The organism is Thermodesulfovibrio sp. TK110, from assembly GCF_054658355.1.
Genome location: NZ_BAAHNB010000001.1, coordinates 1,503,965 through 1,530,149, shown reverse-complemented (window position 1 = coordinate 1,530,149; position 26,185 = coordinate 1,503,965). Strand labels below are relative to the sequence as shown.

Annotated in this window: 25 protein-coding genes and 1 tRNA gene; 22 read left to right on the top strand and 4 right to left on the bottom strand. The window is 35.2% G+C overall.

Features of this window, described 5'->3' with window-relative positions:
- Positions 1-93: 93 nt before the first annotated feature.
- The 8 genes from ACYQ3X_RS08080 (at position 94) to ACYQ3X_RS08045 (ending at position 7,518) form a co-directional block, all read left to right on the top strand.
- The gene (locus tag ACYQ3X_RS08080) at positions 94-690 is read left to right on the top strand and encodes a TetR/AcrR family transcriptional regulator (protein ID WP_460181298.1); all 597 of its coding nucleotides are present in this window, start codon (positions 94-96) and stop codon (positions 688-690) included.
- Positions 687-2,003, top strand: coding sequence for a TolC family protein (locus ACYQ3X_RS08075; protein ID WP_460181297.1), 1,317 nt, complete (start codon positions 687-689; stop codon positions 2,001-2,003). Before ACYQ3X_RS08080 ends, ACYQ3X_RS08075 begins: the two co-directional genes overlap by 4 nt.
- A gap of 89 nt (positions 2,004-2,092) precedes the next feature.
- Positions 2,093-3,094, top strand: a complete 1,002-nt coding sequence (locus ACYQ3X_RS08070) for an HlyD family secretion protein (RefSeq protein WP_460181296.1) — start codon at positions 2,093-2,095, stop codon at positions 3,092-3,094.
- The gene (locus ACYQ3X_RS08065) at positions 3,091-4,350 is read left to right on the top strand and encodes a TolC family protein (protein WP_460181295.1); all 1,260 of its coding nucleotides are present in this window, start codon (positions 3,091-3,093) and stop codon (positions 4,348-4,350) included. The genes ACYQ3X_RS08070 and ACYQ3X_RS08065 overlap by 4 nt, the downstream gene beginning before the upstream one ends.
- A complete protein-coding gene (locus ACYQ3X_RS08060; protein ID WP_460181294.1) occupies positions 4,347-5,498 on the top strand; it encodes an efflux RND transporter periplasmic adaptor subunit in 1,152 nt (383 codons plus the stop codon). The genes ACYQ3X_RS08065 and ACYQ3X_RS08060 overlap by 4 nt, the downstream gene beginning before the upstream one ends.
- A 2-nt stretch (positions 5,499-5,500) precedes the next feature.
- Positions 5,501-6,184, top strand: coding sequence for an ABC transporter ATP-binding protein (locus tag ACYQ3X_RS08055; protein ID WP_460181293.1), 684 nt, complete (start codon positions 5,501-5,503; stop codon positions 6,182-6,184).
- Positions 6,181-7,410 (top strand): ABC transporter permease, encoded by a 1,230-nt coding sequence (locus ACYQ3X_RS08050; protein WP_460181292.1) that lies wholly within the window; start codon positions 6,181-6,183, stop codon positions 7,408-7,410. The genes ACYQ3X_RS08055 and ACYQ3X_RS08050 overlap by 4 nt, the downstream gene beginning before the upstream one ends.
- 20 nt (positions 7,411-7,430) lie before the next feature.
- Positions 7,431-7,518, top strand: a tRNA-Ser gene (locus ACYQ3X_RS08045).
- A gap of 11 nt (positions 7,519-7,529) precedes the next feature.
- On the opposite strand, the gene ACYQ3X_RS08040 is transcribed toward ACYQ3X_RS08045, so the two are convergent.
- Positions 7,530-8,894, bottom strand: coding sequence for a sigma-54-dependent transcriptional regulator (locus tag ACYQ3X_RS08040; RefSeq protein ID WP_460181291.1), 1,365 nt, complete (start codon positions 8,892-8,894; stop codon positions 7,530-7,532).
- The gene (locus ACYQ3X_RS08035) at positions 8,891-10,825 is read right to left on the bottom strand and encodes a c-type heme family protein (RefSeq protein WP_460181290.1); all 1,935 of its coding nucleotides are present in this window, start codon (positions 10,823-10,825) and stop codon (positions 8,891-8,893) included. The genes ACYQ3X_RS08040 and ACYQ3X_RS08035 overlap by 4 nt, the downstream gene beginning before the upstream one ends.
- Positions 10,826-10,914: 89 nt before the next feature.
- On the opposite strand from ACYQ3X_RS08035, the gene ACYQ3X_RS08030 reads away from it, so the two are divergent.
- Positions 10,915-11,805: an SPL family radical SAM protein gene (locus ACYQ3X_RS08030; protein ID WP_460181289.1), complete on the top strand. Its 891-nt coding sequence runs from the start codon at positions 10,915-10,917 to the stop codon at positions 11,803-11,805.
- Here ACYQ3X_RS08030 and tgt read toward each other — a convergent pair.
- Both tgt and hcp read right to left on the bottom strand, forming a co-directional pair.
- Positions 11,756-12,874: a tRNA guanosine(34) transglycosylase Tgt gene (tgt, locus tag ACYQ3X_RS08025; protein ID WP_460181288.1), complete on the bottom strand. Its 1,119-nt coding sequence runs from the start codon at positions 12,872-12,874 to the stop codon at positions 11,756-11,758. The two genes, ACYQ3X_RS08030 and tgt, sit on opposite strands and share 50 nt — an antisense overlap.
- 206 nt (positions 12,875-13,080) lie before the next feature.
- Positions 13,081-14,694, bottom strand: a complete 1,614-nt coding sequence (hcp, locus tag ACYQ3X_RS08020; RefSeq protein WP_460181287.1) for a hydroxylamine reductase — start codon at positions 14,692-14,694, stop codon at positions 13,081-13,083.
- Between the two features lie 150 nt (positions 14,695-14,844).
- Here hcp and ACYQ3X_RS08015 point away from each other — a divergent pair, with 150 nt between their 5' ends.
- The 13 genes from ACYQ3X_RS08015 to ACYQ3X_RS07955 are packed head-to-tail and all read left to right on the top strand — an operon-like array spanning position 14,845 to position 26,129.
- Complete coding sequence (locus ACYQ3X_RS08015; protein ID WP_460181286.1) at positions 14,845-15,831, top strand: sigma-54 interaction domain-containing protein; 987 nt, start codon at positions 14,845-14,847, stop codon at positions 15,829-15,831.
- The gene (locus tag ACYQ3X_RS08010) at positions 15,815-17,395 is read left to right on the top strand and encodes a tetratricopeptide repeat protein (RefSeq protein WP_460181285.1); all 1,581 of its coding nucleotides are present in this window, start codon (positions 15,815-15,817) and stop codon (positions 17,393-17,395) included. The genes ACYQ3X_RS08015 and ACYQ3X_RS08010 overlap by 17 nt, the downstream gene beginning before the upstream one ends.
- 2 nt (positions 17,396-17,397) lie before the next feature.
- Entirely contained in the window at positions 17,398-18,483 is a 1,086-nt protein-coding gene (locus ACYQ3X_RS08005) for a two-component system sensor histidine kinase NtrB (protein WP_460181284.1), read from the top strand.
- Positions 18,480-19,751 carry a sigma-54-dependent transcriptional regulator gene (locus ACYQ3X_RS08000; protein WP_460181283.1) on the top strand — a complete coding sequence of 424 codons (1,272 nt, stop codon included), beginning with the start codon at positions 18,480-18,482 and terminating at the stop codon, positions 19,749-19,751. The genes ACYQ3X_RS08005 and ACYQ3X_RS08000 overlap by 4 nt, the downstream gene beginning before the upstream one ends.
- A 45-nt stretch (positions 19,752-19,796) precedes the next feature.
- Complete coding sequence (gene flgB, locus ACYQ3X_RS07995) at positions 19,797-20,135, top strand: flagellar basal body rod protein FlgB (protein ID WP_460181282.1); 339 nt, start codon at positions 19,797-19,799, stop codon at positions 20,133-20,135.
- Positions 20,135-20,542: a flagellar basal body rod protein FlgC gene (gene flgC, locus ACYQ3X_RS07990; RefSeq protein WP_460181281.1), complete on the top strand. Its 408-nt coding sequence runs from the start codon at positions 20,135-20,137 to the stop codon at positions 20,540-20,542. Before flgB ends, flgC begins: the two co-directional genes overlap by 1 nt.
- A gap of 10 nt (positions 20,543-20,552) precedes the next feature.
- Entirely contained in the window at positions 20,553-20,846 is a 294-nt protein-coding gene (fliE, locus tag ACYQ3X_RS07985; RefSeq protein ID WP_460181280.1) for a flagellar hook-basal body complex protein FliE, read from the top strand.
- 6 nt (positions 20,847-20,852) lie between these two features.
- Positions 20,853-22,364 (top strand): flagellar basal-body MS-ring/collar protein FliF, encoded by a 1,512-nt coding sequence (gene fliF / locus ACYQ3X_RS07980; protein ID WP_460181279.1) that lies wholly within the window; start codon positions 20,853-20,855, stop codon positions 22,362-22,364.
- Positions 22,365-23,345 (top strand): flagellar motor switch protein FliG, encoded by a 981-nt coding sequence (fliG, locus tag ACYQ3X_RS07975; protein WP_460181278.1) that lies wholly within the window; start codon positions 22,365-22,367, stop codon positions 23,343-23,345.
- Positions 23,335-23,973 (top strand): FliH/SctL family protein, encoded by a 639-nt coding sequence (locus tag ACYQ3X_RS07970; RefSeq protein WP_460181277.1) that lies wholly within the window; start codon positions 23,335-23,337, stop codon positions 23,971-23,973. The genes fliG and ACYQ3X_RS07970 overlap by 11 nt, the downstream gene beginning before the upstream one ends.
- Complete coding sequence (locus ACYQ3X_RS07965) at positions 23,945-25,264, top strand: FliI/YscN family ATPase (RefSeq protein ID WP_460181276.1); 1,320 nt, start codon at positions 23,945-23,947, stop codon at positions 25,262-25,264. The genes ACYQ3X_RS07970 and ACYQ3X_RS07965 overlap by 29 nt, the downstream gene beginning before the upstream one ends.
- The gene (locus tag ACYQ3X_RS07960) at positions 25,261-25,677 is read left to right on the top strand and encodes a hypothetical protein (protein ID WP_460181275.1); all 417 of its coding nucleotides are present in this window, start codon (positions 25,261-25,263) and stop codon (positions 25,675-25,677) included. Before ACYQ3X_RS07965 ends, ACYQ3X_RS07960 begins: the two co-directional genes overlap by 4 nt.
- Positions 25,674-26,129 (top strand): MotE family protein, encoded by a 456-nt coding sequence (locus ACYQ3X_RS07955; RefSeq protein WP_460181274.1) that lies wholly within the window; start codon positions 25,674-25,676, stop codon positions 26,127-26,129. Before ACYQ3X_RS07960 ends, ACYQ3X_RS07955 begins: the two co-directional genes overlap by 4 nt.
- Positions 26,130-26,185 lie beyond the last annotated feature (56 nt).

Below are 26,185 nucleotides of genomic sequence, written 5' to 3'. Positions count from 1 at the left end.
TGTATTAAAATAATTTATAATTTTACTGTATAAATCAAATAGTAATCAACTACTTTTTAAAATTCGTCTTGACATTGTATTTTTTGTTGGTGTATGTTAGTAATTACTACCATGAGAGATACAAAAGGGAAAATACTCAAATCTGCACTCAAGCTTTTTTCCCAGAAAGGATATCTTGGAACAACTACAAAAGAGATAGCAAAGGAAGCAAATGTTGCTGAAGTAACCCTTTTTAGATATTTTATATCCAAGGAAAAACTTTTTATTGAGGTTCTTAAAAATCAATCTTTCTTGCCCACACTTAAAGACCTTCTTCCAAGATTGAAAAATATGGATTATAAAGAAGCATTGAATACCACTGCCAAGTATTATTTTAATTTGCTGAAAAAAAAGAGAGATCTGATATGCATAATGCATAGTGAAATTTTTCAATATCCTGCTGAGATAAGAGCAATTCACAGCAAAATGATTCATGAAGTATATCTTGTTTTTGCTTCCTATCTTGATGAGCTTAAAAAGAATGGAATAATAAGAAAAGATTTAAACACCACATATGCTTCACTTGCATACTTTGGAATGCTCTTTAATCTTTTCATTAAAAAAGAGCTTCTCAGGAAAAAAATAGATTCAAAAAAAGCCTTACAAACTTACATTGAGATATTCTATGAAGGGACCAGGAGGAATGAATGAAAATTAAAATATTACTTTTTTTGTTGTTTTTCATTTTTACTGAGCAAACATTTGCAGAACAAAGTTTAACAATTTCAGATGTCTTTTCCCTTGCTCTAAAAAAAGCTGAAAAAATTAGAATCGCTGAGGAAAATATAATCATATCAAAGGAAGGAAAATATAAAGCACTGGCAGGGCTTCTTCCAACTTTAACAGCTTCTGGTAAGTATACTGACTACAGCAGAGAAAAAGTTTTCAACAATCAGATAATTCAGCCAGATAAAACCACACTGTGGGCTGTAACAATTGAACAAAAGCTTTCTCTTGGAGGCAAAGAATTTATAAATTATGCAATATCAAAGGATACTCTTACAAAAACAGAATTTGATGTGAATTCCTTTAAAGAGCAGTATCTTCTCAGGGTTGCTCAAGACTTTTATAGCTATCTTAAAGCAAAAAGAGCATTAGAGATTGCTGAGAGCAATGTGGAGAGATTAAGAAAGCACAGAGATGCAGCAAAGATAAGGCTTAAGGTAGGAGAGGTGACAAAAACTGACCTTTTAAGAGCAGAAGCTGAGCTTAGTGGAGCAGAAGCTGATTTAATATCAGCGAAAAATAATTTAAAGATTGCAAAGGCTGTTTTAGCAAGGGATGCAGGAATTGAAGGAGATTTTGAAATCATAGAAAGCAAGCTTTACGATCCTTATCTAAGTCTTACTGTTGAGCATGTTAAAGCTCTTGCAAAGGAGTTAAGACCAGAGATAAAGGTTGCTTTAGTTGCAAAGGAAATAGCTAAAAAAAATGTAAATTATGCAATAAGCTCCTTTTTCCCCTATTTCAGTCTTTCTGCTACCTATCAAAAACTTGATCAGAACCCTTCAAACCAGATGACAAATAAAGAATCAAGTTATGCAATTGCCTCAATTAACTTTCCAATTTTTGAAGGAGGACTGAGAAGAGCAGAAGTTGCAGAAGCCAAAGCAAAACTAAGACAGGCTGAACTTCAATATGAAGATACAGTTAAAGAAGTTTTTATTGATGTGGAGTCAGCCTATCATGATTATGTAACCTTTAGAGAGACCATTAAATCTCTTCAGGATGAAGTGACCTATGCAAAAGATAACTTTAACTCCATATTCAAACAGTATCAATTTGGTCTTGCTTCAAGTCTTGATGTCACTGATGCAAACACATTTTTGGTGACTGCTGAAAAAAAGCTTATGGAAGCTCAGTATAATTATCAGCTTGCTATTCTGAGGCTTAGACAGGCAATAGGAGCATTGCTTAAAGCATTTATAAGCAATGAGCTTGTTGCTCAGGGCGGAAGCAAATGAATCTTAAAGGCTTTAGGGAGAAATTCAAAAATTCCAAAAAAATTAAAATAAGCCTGTTGATTATTATTGCCATTGGTGTTTTGATTTTTATGGCAAAAGAAATTTATTACTACATTGTTTATGAAAGAACAGACGATGCATACATTGAAGGAACAATAGTGCCCATATCTCCTCAGGTCTCAGGAAAAGTTATCAAGGTTTATGTTGATTATAACCAGAGAGTAAAAAAAGGTGAACCCCTTGTTGAAATAGAACCTGATGACTATTTAGCAGATGTAAGAGCAAAAAAAGAAAATGTAAACACATTGTCCAATCAATTAAAAGAACTGAACTGTCAATTGAATGAAGCAATGGCAAAACTTAAAACAATGGAAGCTAATCTTCAGGCAGCCCATGCCCAGAAAGTGCTTGCTGAAAAGGAGTTTCAGAGAATTAAAGGACTTTATGAGGAAGACCTTGTTTCAAAAAGCAGGTTTGATTCTCAGGAAGCAGCTCTGAAAGTAGCAATAGCCCAGGAGAAAGCTGTAGAAAGTCAGATAAAGGAGATTAAATCATTAATAAATACTCTTACAGTAAAATTAAAGACTCAGCAGTATCAGATAGGAAAAGCTCAAGAGGAACTAAAGATTGCAGAGATAAACTTAAAAAGGACTTTGATTGTTTCTCCAAGAGATGGAAGAGTTGCGAAAAAGTCCGTTGAAGTAGGACAGTATGTCAGACCAGGACAGCTTCTCATGGCAGTTGTTGATGAACAGGATATATGGGTAGGTGCTAACTTTAAAGAAACACAGATAGAAAAAATGAGAGTGGGACAGCCGGTAAAAATCAAAGTTGATGCCTATCCTGGCAAGATCTTTAAAGGTCATGTTGCGAGTTTTCAGCCAGGAACAGGTGCTGTTTTCAGCCTTTTTCCACCTGAAAATGCCACTGGAAACTTTGTTAAAGTTGTTCAAAGAATTCCTGTTAGAATAATAATTGATACACCCTTTGATCCTGATTACCCTCTCTGGCCAGGCATGTCAGTAATTCCCTATGTGGATGTTACAGTAAATACAGGCGCAAAGTTGAAAGATATTATGGGTAAGCAATGATCTTCAGAGTACTGTTAATTTCCCTGTTTGTTTTTTTCAGTCTTATTTCTTCAGCATTAAGCATTCAGCCTGTTTACAGTCTTCAGGACTGTATTAATATTGCATTAAAGAAAAATCCTGAGATTCTTGCATCTAAGGCTAATGTTAACAAAAGCTTTTTTAAAATTGGAGAGGCCCATTCAGGCTATTTTCCTCAAATAGATTTATCCTTAGGATATCAAAGAAGTTATCTGGAAAACAGAATAGGTGAAGAATACTCAAAACAGTATTCAGCCCAGATAAGCCTCACTCAAACTATTTTTGATTTTGGAAAAACTTCTAAACAGGTAGAAGTACAACAGCAGTTATACAAAGCAACACAGTGGCAGGAAAGAGACACAGTTTTACAAACAATTTATAATGTTAAAGAAGCTTATTATGGAGTTCTTAAGGCAAAAAAACAAAAGGAAACAGCTCAGGAAGTGCTCAGACAGGCTCAAAGACATCTTGACCTTGCAAGAGGATTTTATGAGGTTGGAGTTAAGCCAAAAATTGAAGTGACAAAAGCAGAAGTTGAGCTGAGCAATGCAAAGCTTAACTTAATCACAGCTGAAAAACAGCTTTCTCAAGCATTGTTGAATCTTAAAGTGGCAATGGGAACAGTGGATATGCCAGAGTTTGACATTAAAGAAGAAGACTATGTTGTGAGAAAACTTAATGAAAATGAGGCTATTCAAATAGCCATTGAAAGAAATTCTCAACTTCAGGCAATAAAGTTTAATAAACAGGCTTCAATTTCCACAGAAGAATTGGTAAAAAAGGAATATTTTCCTCTCTTTACAGGTTCAGCAAATTATGGATACATCAATGAAGAATTTCCTCTCAATAAAAAATGGACAGTGTTTTTTCAGCTCTCTCTTCCACTGTTTAGTGGGTGGTCAACAACATATAAACTTAAACAGGCAAAAGCAGATATAGCATACTATTCATACAAAGAAGAATCTTTAAAACAGCAGATTACATCACAGATAAAAAATCTTTTTGTTCAGCTTAAAGAAGCTTCGCAGAAGATAGAAACCCTCAAGATTGCTTTAAAACAGGCAAAAGAAAATCTTGACCTTGCAATGGGAAGATATGAAGTTGGTATTGGAAGCTCAATAGAAGTTGTTGATGCCATAGTTCTTTATGAACAGACAAATACTCAATACTGGCAAGCAATTTATGACTATAATATAACCTATGCACAAATACAAAAGACTGTGGGATGGTTAGAATGAAAAAAATAGTATTGATTTCAGCTGGATTTTTAATTATTTTAGCAGTTGTTTTAATTACTCTTCTGTCAGGCTCAAAAAAAACAGAGTTTAAAACTGTTAAGGTTCAGAGAGGAGACATTGTTCAGACAGTTACTGCTACAGGAAATGTAAATCCTGTAACAATGATTCTTGTTGGAACAAGGGTCTCTGGAACAATTGTAGCCCTTTATGCTGATTATAACTCTCTTGTTAAAAAGGGACAGCTCATTGCTCAGATTGATCCAACCCCTTTTGAAAATGATCTAAAACAAGCTGAAGCAGATCTTTACAATGCAAAGGCAAATCTTTTCAAGGCTGATGTTACATTGAAAGATGCAGAAAGGACTTTTAAAAGAAAACAAGAGCTATGGAAGCGTGATCTTATTGCTCGCAGTGAGCTTGATGACGCTGAGACAGCGTATAATACTGCCAGAGCTCAGTATGAGATTGCTCTTGCACAGGTTAAAAAAGCTCAGGCAGGAGTCAAACAAGCAAAAACAAATCTTGGATATACAAGAATAGTTTCACCTGTTAATGGTGTTGTTATTGCAAAAAATGTTGAGGTTGGTCAGACAGTAGCAGCAAGCTTTCAAACTCCCACACTTTTCACAATAGCTCCTGACCTTACAAAAATGCAGGTTGATACAAATGTGGATGAAGCAGATATATCAAAAATCAAAAATGGAATGGAGGCAAGCTTTACAGTAGATGCTTATCCTGAGAGAAAGTTTAAAGGAGTTGTAGCTCAGATAAGGCTTTCTCCTACAGTTACTCAGAATGTTGTAACTTATGATGTTGTAATAGCAGTGGATAACTCTCACCTGCTTCTTAAACCAGGTATGACTGCAAATGTTACATTTATTACCCAAGAAAAGAAAAATATTCTCAAAATTCCAAATGCTGCTTTAAGATTTAGAATGCCCAATACAGCACCTTCAAAGGAACAGGGAGTATGGGTCTTAAGAGGAGGTAAACCTGTGAGAGTTAAAATAAAAACAGGGATAAGTGATGGTGAATGGAGTGAAGTTCTACAGGGAGATATAAAGGAAGGTGATGATGTGATTGTTGAGATTCAAACTGTTAAAAAAACATCTACTACTCCAACAGGACATCCTCCGCCAAGATTTTAAATATGCCAGTTATAAAGCTTGAAAATGTAACGAAGATTTACAAAGTTGGTGAACAGGATTTGGTTGTTCTTGACGGAATTTCTGTTCTCATTGAAAAAGGTGAATTTGTTTGCATCATGGGACCAAGTGGGTCTGGAAAATCAACATTTATGAATATTGTTGGATGCCTTGATACTCCAACAACTGGAAAGTATTACCTTGAAGAGGTAGATGTTTCAACAATGGATGTAAACGAACTTGCAGAGATAAGAAATAAAAAAATAGGTTTTGTTTTTCAACAATTCAATCTTCTTTCAAGAGCTACAGTATTAGAAAATGTTGAACTTCCACTTATTTATGCAGGAGTTCCTGCAAAAGAAAGAAAAGAAAGAGCAATGAAGACTCTTTCCTGGGTTGGTCTTAAAGAAAAAGCAAATTATTATCCAAGACAGCTAAGCGGAGGACAACAACAGAGAGTTGCAATTGCCCGTGCACTTGTGAACAATCCATCAATAATGCTTGCTGATGAACCAACAGGAAATCTTGATTCTAAGTCAAGCATGGAGATAATGGAGATTTTCAAAAGACTTAATGAAGAGCAGAAACTTACAACAATTATTGTCACCCATGAGCCAGATATAGCAGCTTTTGGAAAAAGGCAAATAAGATTTCTTGATGGTAAAATTGTAAGTGATACAAAGTCATGATAGCGATTTCATCCATAATTAACATTGCAGTCCGTTCCCTCATAGCTAATGCCATGCGTTCTTTCCTTGCCATACTTGGAATTATCATAGGTGTTGGTGCTGTTGTTACAATGATTGCAATTGGTCAGGGTGCAAGTGAAAAAATTTCAGCTCAAATTTCAAGCATAGGAAGCAATTTAATACTTATTCTTCCAGGAGCAACAACACAGGGTGGCATAAGAATGGGAGCAGGTACTCAGCAAACACTTACAATGGCAGATGCTCAGGCTATAGCAAAAGAGTGTTCCCATGTTTCTGCAGTTGCTTCTGTAATATCTGGCACAGCACAAGTTGTATTTGGAAATCAGAACTGGTCAACTGCTGTGCTTGGAACAACCTCTGAGATGGCTACTGTTAGAGAATGGGAAGTTGTTTCAGGAAGATTTATAACAGAACAGGATGTAAGAAGCGGAACAAAGGTGGCAGTAATAGGACAGACTGTTAGTGAAAGACTTTTTGGTGACCTTGAGCCCATTGGAAAGTTAATAAGAATAAAAAAAATACCCTTTGAAGTTGTTGGAGTTCTTGAGAAAAAAGGACAATCCCTAACAGGTCAGGATCAGGATGACATAATATATGTTCCCATTACAACAGCCCAGAGAACACTTTTTGGTAACATTTTGCCAGGCAGAGTAAGATTAATATATGCGAAAGCTCAATCTATTGAGTCAATTCCTCTGGCAACAGATGAGATTAAATCACTTTTGAGACAAAGGCATAGAATTGGACAGGGTCAGGAAGATGACTTCACAGTAATGGATCTGACACAGATACTTAAAACTGCTGAAGAATCAACCAGAACCATGTCAATCCTTCTTGGTGCAATTGCCTCTGTATCCTTAATTGTAGGAGGGATAGGAATTATGAATATTATGCTTGTATCAGTTACTGAAAGAACAAGGGAAATTGGAATAAGAATGGCAGTGGGAGCAAAGCCAAAGGACATAAGAATGCAATTTCTCATTGAATCTGTTTTTTTAACGATGATAGGAGGAGTTTTTGGACTTCTTTTAGGAATTGCAGGGTCTCTAATTGTTTCTGATTTAATGAAATGGCCTGTAAGTATCTCACCTTTTTCAGCCTTAATAGCCTTTTCTTTCTCAGCCTTTGTAGGTATTTTCTTTGGTTTTTATCCTGCCTATAAAGCTTCCATGCTTAATCCCATTGATGCATTGAGGTATGAGTAATTTGTTATAATAAAAAATCTGGAGGGGTGGCCGAGTGGATTAAGGCGGCGGTCTTGAAAACCGCTGTAGGGTTACACCCTACCGGGGGTTCGAATCCCTCCCCCTCCGTTAGTTTATAATCAGGGTTGTCCAATTCTGTAAAACTTAATTTTTTCCCATAAAGCTTTTCTGCTTATTCCGAGTTTTTTTGCTGCTTCTGATTTTTTCCAGCCACATTCTTCAAGAGCTTTTATTATAAGATTTCTTTCAAAGTTTTCAAGACATTCTTTAAGGGAAAAACTACTTATCAGACACTGTTTTTGAAATGACGCAATTGGAGAAAACTCTTCTGGAAGATGTTTAATATCAATTACGCCATCCTTTGAAAGAAGCACAGCTCTTTCAATTGCGTGCTTTAGTTCTCTCACATTTCCAGGATAATCATAACTCAATAAAGCTTCATAGGCTGAAGGAGAGATAGTAATATTTTTTTTGCCGTATTTTTCTGAAAAAATTTTCAAAAAATGTTCAATGAGAGCGGAAATATCTTCTTTCCTTTCTCTTAAAGGTGGTATTACCACAGGAATAACATTTATTCTGTAAAAAAGGTCTTCTCTGAATCTTTCATTTTTTATCAATTCTTTAAGATTTTTGCTTGTTGCATAAATACATCTTACATTAATTGTTATTGGTTCTTTGCCTCCAAGAGGATATACAGTTCCATCTTCAATTACTCTTAAGAGTTTTGCCTGTAAAGACATTGGCATATCACCGATTTCATCAAAAAATATGGTACCTCCGTTTGCAAGTTCAAACTTACCAGGCTTTCTTTCCGTTGCTCCTGTGAAAGCTCCTTTTTCATGACCAAAAAGCTCAGATTCAAAAAGACTCTCAGGAATTGCAGCACAGTTTATTTTGATATAGGGTTTATCTTTTCTTAAACTTCTTCTCTGGATTGCATTTGCTATAAGTTCTTTTCCAGTTCCGCTCTCACCCTGAATTAAAACAGGCACATCAGTTTTTGCCACTGCTTCAATTTTATCAAGAATTTCTTTCATTGCAGGACTGTTACAAACTATTTCTTCAAATTCCTCTTTTCTTTTGACAAGCTCAGTAAGGTGTTTTACTTCCTTTTCAAGGTCACGAAACTTTAAAAATCTTTCTATTACTAAAAAAAGTTCTTCATTTGTAAATGGTTTTGCAATGTAATCAAATGCACCATCCTTTATTGCTGTAACAGCAGTTTTTACCTCAGCAAAAGCAGTTATGATTATTACTCCTGTTTGTGGAGTTTTATTTTTTATTTGTTTAAGTATGGTGAGACCATCCACTCCTGGAAGCTTAAGATCAATTATGGCAATATCAAATCTTTCTGAATCAAGTATGGTAAGAGCTTTATTGCCATCTTCGCAAGATTTTACTTCATAGCCACAGGCTCTGAGAAAATGATTCATTCCAAGATTCATTGCAGGATCATCTTCAACTATGAGAATTTTCTCTTTCATTTAACTGGCAACTCTACTGTAAAGGTAGTGCCATTATTAGAAGTTTCAACGAGAATTCTTCCATTGTGTTGCTCTACAATAGATTTGCTTACTGAAAGCCCAAGCCCTGTTCCCTGTCCAACAGGCTTTGTGGTAAAGAAAGGATCAAAAATTTTTGGCAAGATTTCATCAGGAATTCCAGGACCTGTATCAGTGAAAGAAATGTAACAATAGCCATCTTTTAAGTAACTATGTACAGTTAAAGTTCCTTCTTTACCATCCATTGCTTGAATGGCATTAAGAACAATGTTTAAAAATACCTGTTCTATTTTATTTGAATCAACCATGATTTCTGGTATATCTGGAGAAAGCTTTTTTATAACTTTTATTCTCTTCTTTGATATTAAATAATCGGTTAATTTTAAAACATTTTCTATAAGGCTATTAATAGAAACCAGAGAAATGATAAGCTCGCTTTGCTTTGAAAAATCAAGGAGTTGTTTTATTATTTCCTGAATTTTTGTAAGACCCTGATTTATTACCTCAATGTGTTTGTTTTTTGTTTCTTCATCCATCTCTGTGCTGATCAAATTATTAAAACAAAGTCTGATCCCTCCAAGAGGGTTATTGATTTCATGAGCTAATCCTGCTGAAAGCTGTCCAATGGCTGCAAGTTTTTCAGTAATTCTCATCTGTTCCTCAATCTTTCTTTTTTCTGTAATATCCTTAACATAATGAACCACTTTTATCACATTTCCTTTATCATCAAAAATTGGATAGAGATGAATAAAATAATGTTTTTGATCTTCACCTTCCCAGTATTCTGAAAATGGTTTTTTTATATCTATTACCTTCTTAAGAAAATAAACAGGACAGAATTTATCTGGATCAACTTTTTCAGGATCACATTTTTCATTAAATACAGCAGCTCTTCCTTCTATCATCCATGTTCTATAAGCATGATTTGTCATCTCTACTGTGCAATCAGGATTAACAAGCGCAAGAGGGTCTGTTATACCTTCAAATATTGTTTGAAGAGTTTCAGCGTATTTTTTAGTGGCTTCCTGAGCTTCAAACAAATATTTTGACATCTGATTAAATGAAAAAATTAGTTCACCAATTTCATCCTTTGTTTTTACTTCAATTGTTTGATTAAGGGGCTCTGTTCCATTGACAATTCCCCTGAATAATGAACTCAATCTTTTCAGCGGTTTAATTACAAAGCTCCAGAAAGCACCTTGAAGGGCAACAAAAAGAAAGATTAAAGACACCACACCAAAAAGAAATGTAGAGATAGCAACCCCTTTTATTTCACCTAATGTTGATGCAATAGGAAGAGATACTGACTCCACTCCCATTATTTCTCCATCTTTCCATGTAAAGTCCCTGTTGCGAGGAAACATCTTGAGTAAAGCCTTTGGTGCATCTTTAATCTTTCCATGACAGATTAAACATCCTTTTTCAACTAAAATCGGTTTTGCCATTATAAGAAGTTCCTGCCCCTGTGATTTCACTATTCCACTCCAGGATTCCTTATCTGGATTTCTCTGAAAATACTCAATCAGCTTAATGTGCAGTGCATCCGCTTTATGCAATGGATTTATAGGCTCAAGAGAGACTCTTTTATAAATATAATTTCCTATTTTATTATTAAATCTTTTCATTACACTTAGTCTCACATGGGTTGTTGACATTCCTTCAACGATAAATTCATCTTTTTTCCCTGTTTCATGAAGAAGTTTAAAAATGGCAGGTCTTAGTTCTTCTTTAACATAATTACCCAGTGCATCAATCTGAGTAATGATTATTCTTGTTTTTTCATTTGCATCCTCTATTACCTTTTGCTTAAGGTGGTAATAAATAAGAAAGGAAAACATTACACAAAAAGCAAAAATTATCAAACTGATTGAAAGAGTGAATTTTGTATTCAGTGAAAGATTTTTAAGCTTCATCTTTTAAATTTTAATAGAGTTTATACAATCTCTGCAAATTTCAGGATTTAGCTTTAATATTTTTAACCAAAATATTTCATAATAAAACTATGTATCTTCGCTCCTTTGATCCGTGGAAGAATGAGCTTTGCACATGTCCGCCAAAGTATTCACTTAATCCGTATACAGGATGTGCTCATGGATGCCTTTACTGTTATGCCTCTTCATACATAAAGGATTTTTTTCATTTAAGAGAAAAAAACAACCTCATTGAAAGCCTTAAAAGGGATATAAAAAAAATCCCTGAGAAATCACTAATTTCCCTATGCAACACTTCAGATCCCTATCCACCAATAGAAAAGAGCAAAAAAATTACGAGAAAATGTCTTGAAATTTTTAAAGAACACCATATGCGAGTACTTATCATAACTAAAAGTGATATAGTTTTAAGAGATATGGATTTACTAAGAGAAATGCCAGCATGTGTAACCTTTACTGTAACCACTTTTAAACATGATAGAAAACTTGAGCCAAATGCTCCTTCATCATTTGATAGATTTAAAGCAATTGAAAGATTGAGTAAAGAAGGCATTCCTGCTGGTTTGAGACTTGACCCTGTTATTCCGTTTCTTAATGAAGAGGAAATTGAAGCAATTTTAAAGGAGGCAAAAAACTGTGGTGTACGACACATCACAGCAAGCACCTTTAAACCAAGATGGGATAGCTGGAAAAGGTTTTCAATGGTCTTTCCTGAGATAGCTAAAAAAATTAAAAACCTTTATTTCAGAGAAGGAACAAAGATTTCAAACTCCTGGTATTTACCAGAGTCATTAAGAAAAGCTCTGATGCTTAAAATAAGAAAAAGTTGTGATGCCTTTTCTTTAACCTTTTCTTCATGCAGAGAGGGTTTCCCAGAGCTTAATAGTTCTTCAAGCTGTGATGGAAGTTATCTCATTGGGGAGAAAAGTTTTTCTCAAGCAGAGGTATCCAGAGTTTTTTAAAATCTTGAAATCTTCCCTCAGCTATAGCCTGTCTCATTTTTTCAAAGAATCTGCAGTAAAAGTAAAGATTATGAATTGTATTAAGCCGCATTGAAAGAATTTCTCTGCACATGTAAAGATGTCTTAAAAAAGCTTTTGTATAGTTTCTACATGTATAACAGGCACACTCTGGATCAAGGGGAGAGTCATCTTCTTTAAACTCACTTTTTTTAATACTGATTCTTCCTTGAGATGTAAAAAGTGTTCCATTTCTTGCATTTCTTGTTGGTATTACACAGTCAAACATATCAATTCCATGCTCAACTGCATAAAGCACATCCATCAAATCACCAACTCCCATGAGATAACGAGGTTTGTCTTCAGGCATTAGAGGAACAATGTTTTTTATCACCCTATACATGTCTTGCTTTGGTTCTCCAACACTTAAACCTCCAAGAGCATATCCGTCAAAGCCTATTTTCACAGTTTCCTCTATTGCCTTTTGTCTTAGGTCATCATAAATGCCTCCTTGAATAATACCAAAAAGTGAGGGATAATTGTGATGTTTTTCAAAATAATCTTTACATCTTTTTGCCCAATCTGCTGTGAGCTTGAGAGATTTTTCAACATAATCTTTTTCTGATGGATAGGGAACACATTCATCTAAAACCATTATTATGTCTGAGCCCAGAGCAAGCTGAATCTCAATAGCTTTTTCAGGGGTTATAAAATGAAGGGAGCCATCAATGTGAGAACGAAATTCAACTCCTTCAGTATTTATTTTTCTTAAAGCCGCAAGGCTGTAAATCTGAAATCCTCCACTGTCAGTAAGTATAGGTCCATTCCAGTTGATAAATTTATGAATTCCTCCAAGTTTTTTAATTGTTTCATGCCCTGGTCTTAAGTAAAGATGATAGGTATTTGAAAGTATTATTTCATAACCGATTTCTTTAATCTCCTCAGGAGTCATTGCTTTAACTGTTCCATTTGTCCCTACAGGCATAAATGCAGGTGTATGAATAATTCCTCTTTGAGTTTCAATTATTGCACTGCGGGCAAATCCGTCTTTTCTGAGAATTTTAAATTGCATCTAAATATTTTAACAAACCTCCGCAGTTTTCCGAACCTGCCACTTTTCCTCTGACATTAAAAATTGAAATGTTATTTGAACTTTGAATTTTGAACCTCTATCTCCCATTCACTCTCTTTAGCTACGCTCAGGGTAAGCTTTGCGAGGAATCTCCCCAGATGCATTAAAGAGGAGATTCCTCAAAAAATGCTTTTTATCTACATGCTTTATCCCAGTATTTCTCTTAGATCTTCATCTGCTGTTTTGATTGGTTTTATATTAAAATTGTCAACAAGAACTTTCAGAACATTAGGACTTACAAAAGCAGGGAGACTTGGTCCAAGACGGATGTTTTTAATGCCGAGATAAAGCAATGTAGTAAGAATTGCAACTGCCTTCTGCTCAAACCAAGAAAGGATTAAAGAGAGTGGAAGCTCGTTTACACTTACATTGAAAGCCTTTGAAAGTGCCAGAGCTATTTGAATTGCTGAATAGGCATCATTGCACTGACCTATATCCAGAAGTCTTGGAATTCCATCAATTGAGCCAAGCTCTTTATCAAAAAACCTGAATTTCCCACAGGCAAGGGTAAGAATGACAGTGTCTTTTGGTGCTTTTTCAACAAACTCTGTGTAGTAACTTCTCCCGGGTCTTGCTCCGTCACAGCCTCCTACAAGGAAGAAATGGCGGATTTTACCAGCTTTAACGAGCTCAACTATCTTGTCAGCTATGCTTAAAACAGTGTTTCTTGCAAAGCCTACCATGACTGTTTTTCCTTCTTGGTCCTCTGGAAAGCCTGGCAGTTCAAGTGCTTTTTCAATTACTGCTGTAAAATCTTTATCTTTAATATGTCTTACTCCATGCCAGCCAACAACTCCTGTTGTGAAGATTCTGTCTTTGTAAGAATCCTGCGGTTTAATTATACAGTTTGTTGTCATTAAAATTGCTCCAGGAAACTGAGCAAACTCCTTTTGCTGATTTTGCCATGCTGTGCCGTAATGTCCATAAAAATGCTTATATTTTTTTAGTTCAGGATATCCATGACAGGGAAGCATTTCTCCGTGCGTATAAACATATATGCCCTTTCCTTCTGTTTGCTGTAAAAGAATCTCAAGGTCTCTAAGGTCATGACCGGAGACAACAATTGCCTTGCCTTTTTTATAACCCAGTGGAACTGCTGTAGGAACAGGATGTCCGTATTTGCCTGTGTTGGCTGCGTCAAGAAGTTCCATTGTTTTGAGATTAACCTCTCCAGCTTTTAAAACCATATTGAGCCAGTAATTCATGTCTCCATCTCTTTGCATGGCATCAATGGCATCATAAATGAAGGCATAAATAGAGTCATCTTCTTTGCCAAGAATTGCTGCATGGTCAGCATAGGCTGCAATTCCTTTTATTGCATAAAGGGTAATCTCTTTAAGAGATTGAATATCAGGATCCGGAGAATTCTGAAATAAATTTTTATTTGCCTCTTCACCCTGCTTTATCAGTTCTTCCATTGAATCAGAAGGGACTATGTGGCAGGCATCTGTCTCCTTAACAGTGTAACCTCGTTTTTTGAGTTCTTCTCTGATTTTTACTGCTTCATAAATAAAATTTCTTATTGCTTCAGAATCAAAATTAACATTTGTTAGGGTTGCAAAGAGAGCTTCAACTGTAAATCTTTTGATTTTATTATCCAGCCTGTTTTCCCTGAGTGCTTCCTTTGCATAGGTAGAAAGTCCCTGAAGACAGTAGATTAACAGATCTTGAAGATATGCTGTATCTGGCTGTTTCCCGCATACACCCAGTTTTGTGCATGCTAACTGATTTGCTGTTTGTTCACACTGTCTACAAAACATAGTTAAACCTCCTTAAAAGTATTTTTATGCATTAATTTTACTATGTTTAATCAGTAGATAACTATGATTTAAATCATATTTTTTCAAAAAGACTTCTGAAACTTCAATTTTTTATTGAAATTTTGTTTTTCCATATGTCATATTTATGACATGAAGGATAAAATTGTGATTGTAGGTCAATCAATGCAAATTCAGAAAATTTTGACACTTATTGATAAACTCTCCAGAACTGATAGCACTTGTTTGATAATGGGAGAGTCTGGAACAGGTAAGGAGCTTGTTGCAAAGATGATTCATCAGAAAAGTCTGAGAGCAGAAAAGCCATTTATTCCTGTTAACTGTGCTGCCATACCTTCTGAGCTTCTTGAATCTGAGCTTTTTGGTCATGAAAAAGGAGCTTTCACAGGAGCACAAGCTCAGCGTCTTGGAAGATTTGAAATTGCTAATGAAGGAACAATTTTTCTTGATGAAATAGGTGACATGCCCCTTCATCTTCAGGTAAAAATATTGAGAGTTTTACAGGACAAAGCCTTTGAAAGAATAGGAGGGACAAAGTCCATTCATGTAAATGTGAGAATTATAGCAGCCACAAATAAAGACTTAGAAAATGAAGTAAGGGAAGGAAGATTCAGAGAAGACCTTTTCTGGAGACTGAATGTTGTTCCTGTGGTAATTCCTCCATTGAGAGAAAGAAAAGAAGATATACCGCTTCTTTGTGAGTATTTTATTGATAAGTTTTCAAAAAAATTTGGCTATTCATTGAAAATTAAATCAGAAGTTATGGATATTCTTTTAAACTATCACTGGCCTGGAAATGTTCGTGAACTTGAAAATTTAATTGAAAGACTTTATGTTTTAAATGATGGTGGAGTTATAGATGTAGAGGATATTCCTGAAAGAATAAGGCTTAGAGAAAGTTTACTGCCAAAGGAGATTTCTGAGGATTTAAATCCTTTTAGTGCAGGCATAGACCTTAATGAGGTTTTAAAGGAGTATGAGAAAAAATTAATTTTGCATGCATTAAACCTGCACGGTTGGATTAAAAGCAGAGCAGCCAGATATTTGAATATAAATAGAACAACACTTATTGAAAAAATGAAAAGACTCGGCATTAAAGACAATGAAAACTCTGATTAATATCATTGCCATTGTTTTATTTTTCAGCATTGCCTGTGCTGATGATGTTCTTAAAAAGGGTGAGGAGTTATTAAAAAATGGAAATTATTTACAGGCTAAGGAGTTTTTTAAAAAATTTACTGAAGATGCAAAAGTTGCTGACAGAGCACTTTTAGGTCTTGCAAAGGCAGAATACTTCCTTGGAAATTACTATGAAGCCACAATTCCTCTTAAGAGAGTTTTAAGAGACTTTAAAAATTCTTCTACCTTAAACGAGGCAAATCTTTACATGGGATTAACATATTTAAAAATTGGAAGACTAAGGGATGCAGAGTATTATTTTGAAAAAGTTCAACAACCTCTTGAAAAGCAGGCAATGATTGGCAAAGGCTGGATCGCCTTTTATAAAGGTGATTTAAGAACCGTACAAGCAGTTTTGCAGAGGCTTGATAGAAAAGATTTTGAAGATCCGGAAACTGATTTGTTAAGGATAAAATATCTTGCCATGACAGACAAAGCTCACCAAGCTTTAAAGGAGTTTAATAAAAATCTGAAACTGAGAAAAACTCTTTATGACCTTGATAGAGCTGATGTTTTAATAAGAGCTAGTAAATTTACAGAAGCGGAAAATATTTTGAAAAAGTTCATTGAAAAATCAAATAAACTTTCCGATACAATAAAGGCAAAAAAAATGCTCTTTGATATGTATCTTACTCAGGGAAGAACACAGGAAGCTCTAAGAATAGGAAAAGAGATTTATTTTTATATTCCCACAGATGATGTGAGACTAAAAATTTACTCAATTTACATGAATAGTAAGAACTATGATGAAGCATTGAGAATGCTTTTCGTATTCAGAGATAAAGAGCTTAAAAATAAGAAAATTGAGGAATTTTTAAAAACCATTACTAATGAAGCTCCAGAAAAAGCTTCAGCTTACATTGTTAAACTATATCCCTTTTTGCCAGCAGATTCATCTCTATTACTTCAATCAGCTCAATTTCTCATTTCTCAGGGCAGATACAATGAGGCTAAAAATCTATTGAGGAAAGTTCAAACAGGCCCAAGAAGAAAAGAGGCAGTGATTCCATATTCAAAGATTCTGATAAAAGAGGGCAAGTATAAAGAAGCTAAAAGAATCTTAGAGCCTCTTAAAGATAAAAATTCTGAGGCAACTGCTCTGTATGCTCAGATTCTTGCTCAGGAAGGAGATAAACTTACTGCACTTTCTTATTTAAGAAACATATCAAAAACAATAAAGGACACTGAGATTTTAACTTTATTAGGAGATCTTGAATACTCAAATGGAGACAGAAAAAAAGCTATTCATTACTGGCTTGAAGCCTCAAGGCTTGGTAATGCAGAAGCAGCACTTAAGGCTGCTGACTACTTTTATCTTTCAAAAAAAATAAAAGAGGCGATTCAATATTATAAAAAAGCTATAGATGCAGGAATAAAGGACAATGATTCTTTGATGTGGGCATATTATCAGTATGGTAAACTTGCTCATGATAAAACATATCTTGAAAAGGTTGCTGCTTCAAAGGGAGAGCTCTCTGAAGCAGCAAAAGAGCTTCTTCATTAGCAATGAAGGAAGAACTTTTAAAAGAAGCAATACTAAGATTTAACACAGCCTCTGAGGCTTTGATTAAATATTACAGCCTTCTTGAAGAAAAAGTAAAACTTCTTACCGAGGAAGTTGAGCAGAAGAAAAGGCTGCTTAGTAGCATAATTGAAAGCATTGACATAGCTGTTGTATTTTTTGACAGCGAAGGTGTCATCAGATTAATCAATAGGGCATGTGAGAATCTCTTTAATATAAAAGCAGAAGATGTTATTGGTAAAAAAGATTTACCAATAAAAGTTCAAGAAGACATGATTTATCCAGTATCCGGGAAGCCTTTTTATGCAATAGTTTCAAAATCAGAGGTTGTTGATTCTGAAGGAAACAAAATTGGGCATGTTTTTCTCTGCAAAGACATTACGAGAATAAAAGAACTTGAAGCAGAAAATGAAAAAAACAGAAGACTCAGTGCAATGGGCAGTCTTGTTATGAAAATAGCACATGAAATAAGAAATCCTCTTGGAAGCATTGAACTTTTTGCCAATATGATATCTGAAGACCTTAAAGAAGGAATTCATGGAGATTATGCAAGAAGAATCTCAAGCTCTGTAAAGATGTTAAGAAATACTCTTGAAAACATGCTGAGTTTTACAAGGGGAATAACTCCGAAAAAAACTTTTATATGCCTTAATGAATTGATAGATGAAATAATAAAGGAGTTTCAGGAACTGTTTAGCAGAGTAGGGATAGAAATTGAGAATAGAATAAAAGAAAGAATTTTTCTACATCTTGATCATGCTCTTATGAGGCAGGCATTAATAAATCTTATTGTTAATGCCTATCAGGCAATGCCAGAGGGCGGAAGAATTACTATTGATGCATGTAATGATGGTGATTTTATCAGGCTTAGTATTAAAGATACAGGTCATGGAATTGACAGTAAAATAATAGATAAAATCTTTGATCCCTTTTTCTCCACAAAAGACAGAGGTACAGGGCTTGGGCTTAGCATTACAGGAAGTATAATTTCTGCTCATTCAGGAAGAATTGAAGTAAAAAGTGAAATTAATGAAGGCACAGAATTTGCAATATATTTACCTATGAAATGAAGTCTGTTCTGATAATAGATGATGAACCTGACATGGGCTTTGCTCTTAAGGAAGCAATGTCTCGTTTTGGCTTTGCTCCTCATTATTATAGAGATCCTTGCCATGTTCTTTCCACAGTTAACTTAAGTGATTTTTCCTTGATCATAACTGATGTAAAGATGCCCAGGATGAATGGCATTGAGTTTCTTGCTGAGATAAGAAAAAGAGGCATTTTCACTCCTGTAATCGTAATCACAGGATATGGTTCTGTTGAAGATGCTGTGAAAGCAATGAAGCTTGGTGCAGTGGACTACATTATGAAACCCTTTTCAATGGATAGTTTAAAATCTCTTGTTTTTAGACTCATCCCTGAAGAGGATGAAATTGTTGCAGAATCGCCTCAGATGAGAAGACTCCTTGAAATTGCAAGAGAAATAGCAAAAACAGACATTACAGTATTGCTCACAGGAGAAAGCGGTGTTGGTAAAGAAGTTATTGCAAGATACATTCACAAACATAGCCCAAGGGCAAATAAACCTTTTGTGGCAATAAACTGTGCAGCCATTACTGAAACACTTCTTGAAGCAGAGCTTTTTGGTCATGAAAAAGGAGCTTTCACAGGAGCAACGGAAAGAAAGCCTGGTAAGTTTGAACTTGCAAACAAAGGAACAATTCTTCTTGACGAGATAAGTGAAATGGCATACAGACTTCAAGCAAAACTTTTAAGAGTTATTCAGGAAAAAGAAGTTGACAGAGTTGGTGGTACGAAACCTATCCTGGTGGATGTAAGAATAATTGCTACAACAAATAGAGATCTTTGGGAAGAAGTGAAAAAAGGCAATTTCAGGGAAGACCTTTTTTACAGAATAAATGTGTTTCCATTGAGAATTCCACCTTTAAGGGAAAGAACTGAAGATATAGTTCCACTTGCAGAGTTTTTTGTAAAAAGACTTTCAAATAAGATGTCAAAAAATTTTACAATTACAGAAGAAATGAAAAAATACCTGCTCAGTAACTCTTGGCAGGGCAATGTTCGTGAACTTGAAAATTTCATATACAGGTCTGCTGTTCTTAGTACAGATGGACAGTTAAGGATTCCTGATGATGAAGTTTTTTTTGAGGAGAAAAAATCAGTAAAAATTGGCAAAATAAAAGATATAGAAAAGGATTTAATAATTGACGCTCTTAAAAAAACTCAAGGAAATCGCACAAAAGCTGCAAAGATTCTTGGAATAAGTGTGAGAACATTGAGGAACAAAATAAATGAATATGGACTTAAATACTTATGATTCTGGCATTCATTTTGCATTATATCTTAAGGAAGGAATAAAACTATGAATAGGGCAATAAAAATTCTTGAAAAAGTAATGGATATATGTGCCTACAGGCAAAAAATTCTTGCTTCAAATATTGCAAATGCTGACACTCCAGGTTACAAAGCAAGGGACATAAATTTTCAGGATGAATTGAAAAGAGCAATTGAAAATGATACGGAGAATAATTATAAGGTTATTGAGGCATCAACAACTATGCCAAACAGAGATGGAAATACAGTGAATATAGAACTGGAAATGACAAAAGTTGCAGAGACAATGCTTATGTATAATACTGCAACGCAACTTATTTCAACAAGAATTCGCATGCTCAAAGACGCAATCAAAGGAGGTAGATGATGAAGGATATATTTTTACCTCTCAAGGTATCAGCAACAGGGCTTGAAGCGCAAAAAATAAGGCTCAATGTAATTGCTTCAAACCTTGCAAACATTAATTCAACGAGAACTCCTGAAGGAGGTCCCTATCGCAGAAAAGATGTTATATTCATGACATACATATATGACCAGATTTCTCAGGGTGTTGATGTAGTTAAAGTTGTGGAAGACCAGAGACCTCTGAGAGTTGTCTATGATCCATCACATCCTGATGCAGATAAAAATGGATATGTGAAATATCCAAATGTAAATCCGATGGAAGAAATGATCAATCTCATTTCTGCATCCCGTGCCTATGAAGCAAATCTTACGATGATAAACTCATACAAGGATATGTTTATGAAAACCATTGATATATTGAGGATTTAGGAGGTTTTAAATGACAGAGATAAAGAACATAAGCGAAGTTTTAGGAAAAAGCCTGGAAGAGATAAAGAATCTAAAGGGAGCTCAGAAGGAATCCTTTGAAAAGGCTTTAAAAGATGCCATAAAAGAAGCATCTGAGGTAGAGCAGGAGGCTCAAAATGCAATTGAAGCTTTTGCAAAAGGTGAATTAAGTATTAATCAGGTTGTTATGGCAATGCAAAAGGCTGACCTTACACTTCAAACACTAATACAGGTCAGAAACAAGGTAATAACAGCATATGAGGAAATCTCTCGCATGCAGGTTTAATAAAAGATGCCAATTACAGACAGAATAAAGACAGCTATAGAAAACATTAAAAACATGCCTCTCAATAGAAAGCTGGCGTTTGGTGGTCTTGTTGTTATTGTTTTTGCACTTATTTTAACACTAATTTTATGGCTACCAAAGGAGGATTATCAGGTCTTATACAGCAATCTCTCAGCAGAAGATGCAGGAAATGTAATAAATAAACTGAAAGAGAAAAAGGTGCCCTATCAGGTTAAGGACAATGCCATATATGTTCCTTCAGGGAAAGTTTATGAACTGAGGCTTGAACTGGCTGCTCAGGGAATTCCTTCAGGAGGTGGCGTTGGTTTTGAAATATTTGATAAAACTCAGATAGGACTTACAGAGTTTTCTCAGCGTATAAACTATATAAGAGCTTTGCAGGGTGAACTTCAAAGAACAATAAAACAGCTTCAGGAAGTTGCTGAGGCAAGGGTTCACATAGCTATCCCGGAAAAAACAATATTTACAGAAAAGGAAGACCATCCAACAGCATCTGTTGTGCTCAAACTCAAGCCAGGAAGAACTCTTACAAAGGAGCAGGTAACAAGCATAGTTCATCTCGTATCAAGCAGTGTGGAAGGTCTTTCTCCTCAGTATGTAACTGTTGTTGACCAGTATGGCAATCTTCTTTCTGCACCAAAAGATCCAACACAGCTTGTTGAGGCTTCTCAGATTGAATACAAAAGAAACATTGAAAAAACCTATGAGAAAAATATTCAGAGCATGCTTGAAAATATTGTTGGCAAAGGAAAAGCAATAGTAAGGGTTTCTGCAGATATAGATTTTTCAAAGGTTGAAAAGGTGGAAGAAAAATATGATCCTGACACCATAGCAATCAGACAGGAACAGCGTACACAGGAAAAAACAATGGGACCTCAGACAGGAGGAATTCCAGGAGTTCTTTCAAATCAACCAGGTACACCACCTGCAACAACTTCTCAGAATGTGCAATCTCAGAGACAGCAGGAAAGCATAAACTATGAGGTGAGTAAAAGTATAAGTAAAATTCTGCAGTCTACAGGTCAGATAAAGAAAATATCTGTGGCTGTTCTGGTTGATGGAACTTATAAAGAAGAAAAGGGCAAAAAAGTTTATGTTCCAAGAACTGACGAGGAAATTAAAAAATATCAAGAGCTTGTTCAGGCAGCCATAGGATATAATAAAGAAAGAGGTGATTATGTGATAGTGGAAAGTATGCCCTTTGAAGTGATACCTGAAGAAAAACCAGGGATTGATTATATTGGTATAGCAAAAACAGTTCTTAAATACCTGATACCTCTTATTATTGTTGCCCTTATAATTCTTTTTATTGTAAAACCGATAATTGAATTGCTTAAAAGACCTGTGGAAGAGAAAATCAAAAAGAAGGAAGTCATTATCTCTGAGGAAGCTGTTCCTCCTGTGCCAGAAAGAGATATAAAAGAAGAAATAAGGCAAATAGCAAAAACAAATCCTAAAAAAGTTGTTGCCATTCTTAGAGAGTGGATAAGCGAATAAATGAGAAAATTTTCAGGCATAGAAAAAGTTGCAGCTCTTCTTTCTTTAATTGGTGAAGATGCAGCAACAGAGTTGTTTAAACATTTTGATCCTATTGAACTTGCCAGAATTATTCCAATGATGTCAAGAATAAAACTTACTCCAGAGGAAGCTGAAGCAATACTTAAAGAATTTTCAGAGAAAGTGGGTACTGCTCCTGTTATGGTTGATGAAGAGTACATAAAAACAATTCTTACAAAAGCTTTTGGAGAGGAACAGGCAGCAAAGCTCATAAGTAAGATTGAAAGTGGAGCAAGTGCTTTTGATATTTTAAGGTGGCTTGATTCATCAGCAATAGCAACAATGCTTCAGAGAGAACATCCTCAAACAATTGCAATAGTTCTGGCTCATTTAGAACCAACTCAGGCAGCGGAGGTTTTAAGCAGATTCCCTGAGCAGCTTAAAATAGAAGTTTCTCAAAGAATTGCCAATCTTGACCAGATTTCTCCTGCAATTCTCACTGAGCTTGAAGATGTCCTGCAGAATCAACTTCGCTCATACACACAATCAAGAAGGATTGGTGGAGTAAAAACAGTTGCTGAGATTCTTAATCAGATGGACAGAACAAGTGAAGAGTTAATTCTTAAAAACATTGAAGAAAAAGACCCAATTCTTGCTGATGAAATAAGAAAGCTCATGTTTACTTTTGAAGATCTTCTTTATGTTGATGACAGAGGAATTCAGACAATTCTTAAAGAAATTTCCACTGATGACCTTGCACTTGCACTTAAGATGGCTTCTGAAGAATTAAAGGAAAAGATATTTAAAAATATGTCAAGCAGGGCAGTTGAGATACTTAAAGAAGAAATGGAGGCAAAAGGACCAGTTAGGGTAAGTGATGTGGAAAAAGCTCAGATGAACATTGTAAGAGTTGCAAGAAGACTTGAGGAAGAAGGCAAAATTGTAGTGGGCAAACGAGGAGGAGAGGCAATTGTTACCTAAAGAAATAAAACCTTACAACTTTCTATGCTTTGATGAAAATAAAAAAGTTGTTGAAAGGCAGGAGTTTAGTGAAGAATTTATAAAAAAAGGTTATGAAGAAGGTTTAAAAAAAGGCTATGAAGCTGGATTTAATGAAGGTTTAAAAAAAGGCTATGAGGAGGGTTTTGAAAAAAGTCAGAAGGAAATAAAGGAAAAATCCTATGAATTTGTAAAAGCCGCAGAAATCTTTAAAAATCTTATAAAAGAATTAACAGAATTTAAGCAAAAGCAGGTAGAATTTTTCCTTCCTCAAATTTTAAAGCTTGCCTTTCAGATAGCAGAGAAAATCGTGGCTACAAAAATTTCCCTTGACAAAGAAGTAACTCTTTCAATTGTTAAAGAAGCTTTGAAAGCCGTTCCTTTGAATGAGGAAAAAATTATTATAAAAGTTAATCCAGAGGATTATGGTTTTATCTCTCAAAAAATTGAAGAACTTGAAATTGAAGCTATTCACTTTCAGATAGAGCCTTCCACTGAGATTACCCAAGGAGGTTGTTCAATTGAAACCCAATCTCAGTATATTGTATCAACAATTGAGCAGAGGTTTAAGGAGATAGAGAATGCTCTCAATTCAGTCCTTTCTCAGTGAAGCTGAAAGAGCTCTGGAACAAATAAAACCTGTAAAGATTTACGGTAAAGTAACAAAGGCTGTTGGACTCATTGTTGAAAGTATCGGAATAAATGCAAGCATTGGAGATATCTGTGAAATTATTAGTGAAGAAAACAGGATTGAAGCTGAGGTTGTAGGTTTTAAAAATGGAAACATATTGCTTTCTCCACTGGGTGAGATTTATGGAATAAGAACAGGAGCAAAAATTACTGTAAAGGGTAAGCAGAGTTATGTTCCTCTGAGTGATGAAATTCTTGGAAGAATAATTGATGGAGCAGGAAATCCCATTGATGGGAAAGAACCACTAAGAGGAAAGCCTTTCCCAATATACAGAGATGCTATTAATCCTCTTGAAAGAGAAATCATTAAGGAACCACTTGACCTCGGTATTAGAGCTATAAATGCTCTTATAACTTGCGGTAAGGGACAGAAAATTGGAATTATGGCAGGAAGCGGAGTTGGAAAAAGTGTTCTTCTTGGAATGATTGCAAAATATACTTCAGCAGATGTAAATATAATAGCACTGATTGGTGAGCGTGGTAGAGAAGTAAGAGAATTTATTGAAAATGACCTGGGAGAAGAAGGATTAAAGAAGTCAGTTGTTGTTGTTTCAACCTCTGATACTCCAGCCCTTGCTCGCATTAGAGGTGCCTTTTTAGCAACTGCCATAGCAGAGTATTTCAGATTAAAGGGCAAACATGTGCTTTTACTTATGGATTCTCTTACCCGTTTTGCAATGGCACAGAGAGAAATAGGGCTTGCAGCAGGTGAACCTCCCACAATGAAAGGATATCCACCAAGTGTTTTCAATTTAATGCCAAAGCTTCTTGAAAGAGTTGGAGTTACAAAAAATGGTGGCTCCATAACAGGAATATACACAGTGCTTGTTGAAGGAGATGACCTTACAGATCCTGTTGCTGATGCATCAAGAGCAATTCTTGATGGACATATAGTTCTCAGTAGAGAGCTTGCTAATAGAAATCATTATCCAGCAATTGATCCACTAAAAAGTATAAGCAGACTAATGAAAGATATTGTAGACAATAAGCAGCTTAAGTATGCTCAAAGGCTTCTTGAACTTCTTGCAACCTATGCAAGATATGAGGACATCATAAATATTGGTGCATATAAAGAAGGAACAAACGCGCAGGTTGATCTTGCCATTAAGATGATGGATAGAATAAATGGCTTTTTAAGGCAGGATATAAATGAAAAGGCTACTTTTCAGGAAAGTCTAAGACAGCTTTACAGCTTATTTGAAGAGCAATGAATACGAACACTTTAAATATGATATTTAAATTAAGAGAATGGCAGGAGGAGCTTGAAAAACAGAATTTTATCAGGATTCTCTCTGAAAGGCAAAAAATAGAAATATACTTGAAAGAGCTTGAGGAAAGATTCATCTCTGTTAGTTTTTTTAATGAGGCAAGTTCAGAGGAACTTCTTTCAATCTATAATAAAATGCAGTATCTTTTAACAAAGTTAAAGGAAACTCAACAAATCATGCAAAAAATAGATGAAAAACTGCAAGCGCAGAGGCAGGTTTATGAAGAGGCTTTCAAAGAAAGAAAAAAGATTGAGCAGTTTTATGATAAACTGATTAACAAAATAAAAGCAGATCGGCAAAAACTTGAAGAAAAATTAATCTCCGAGAGTTTTATAAGTCGGTTAAGGAGACAATGATGTTTAAGAGAGCGATTATTTTTTCAATATTAATTCTCATTTTAGGACTGGCAGCGGGCAGTTTAATTGGCCAGCAGACCTCAAATAAACAGTCTACAACTATAGAAGAAGACAGACTGAAGATTCTTCACGAAGACCTTGCTAAAAAGACAGAGGAGTTGAAAAAACTTAAAAGTGAAATTGATGCGAAAATTAAACAACAGGAGGAACTTAAAGCACAGCTTGAAAAAGCTCAGCAAGAAAACTATCAAAGACTTGCTAAAATATACGAAGCAATGCCTCCAGAGGAAGCTGCATCAAGAATTGAAAAGCTTGATGAAGATACTGCTGTAACGCTTCTTCTTGCAATAAAGCCCCGTCAGGCAGGGAAAATTCTTGCCAATATAACTCCTGACAAAGCAGCAACTCTTTCCAAAAGAATTGTTTCCATAAAGGAAAAGCCATCCAGGTAGGAAATTTTTTCCCTTCATAATTCTGCTTTTTCAATATAAAAATCCTTCAAAATCAA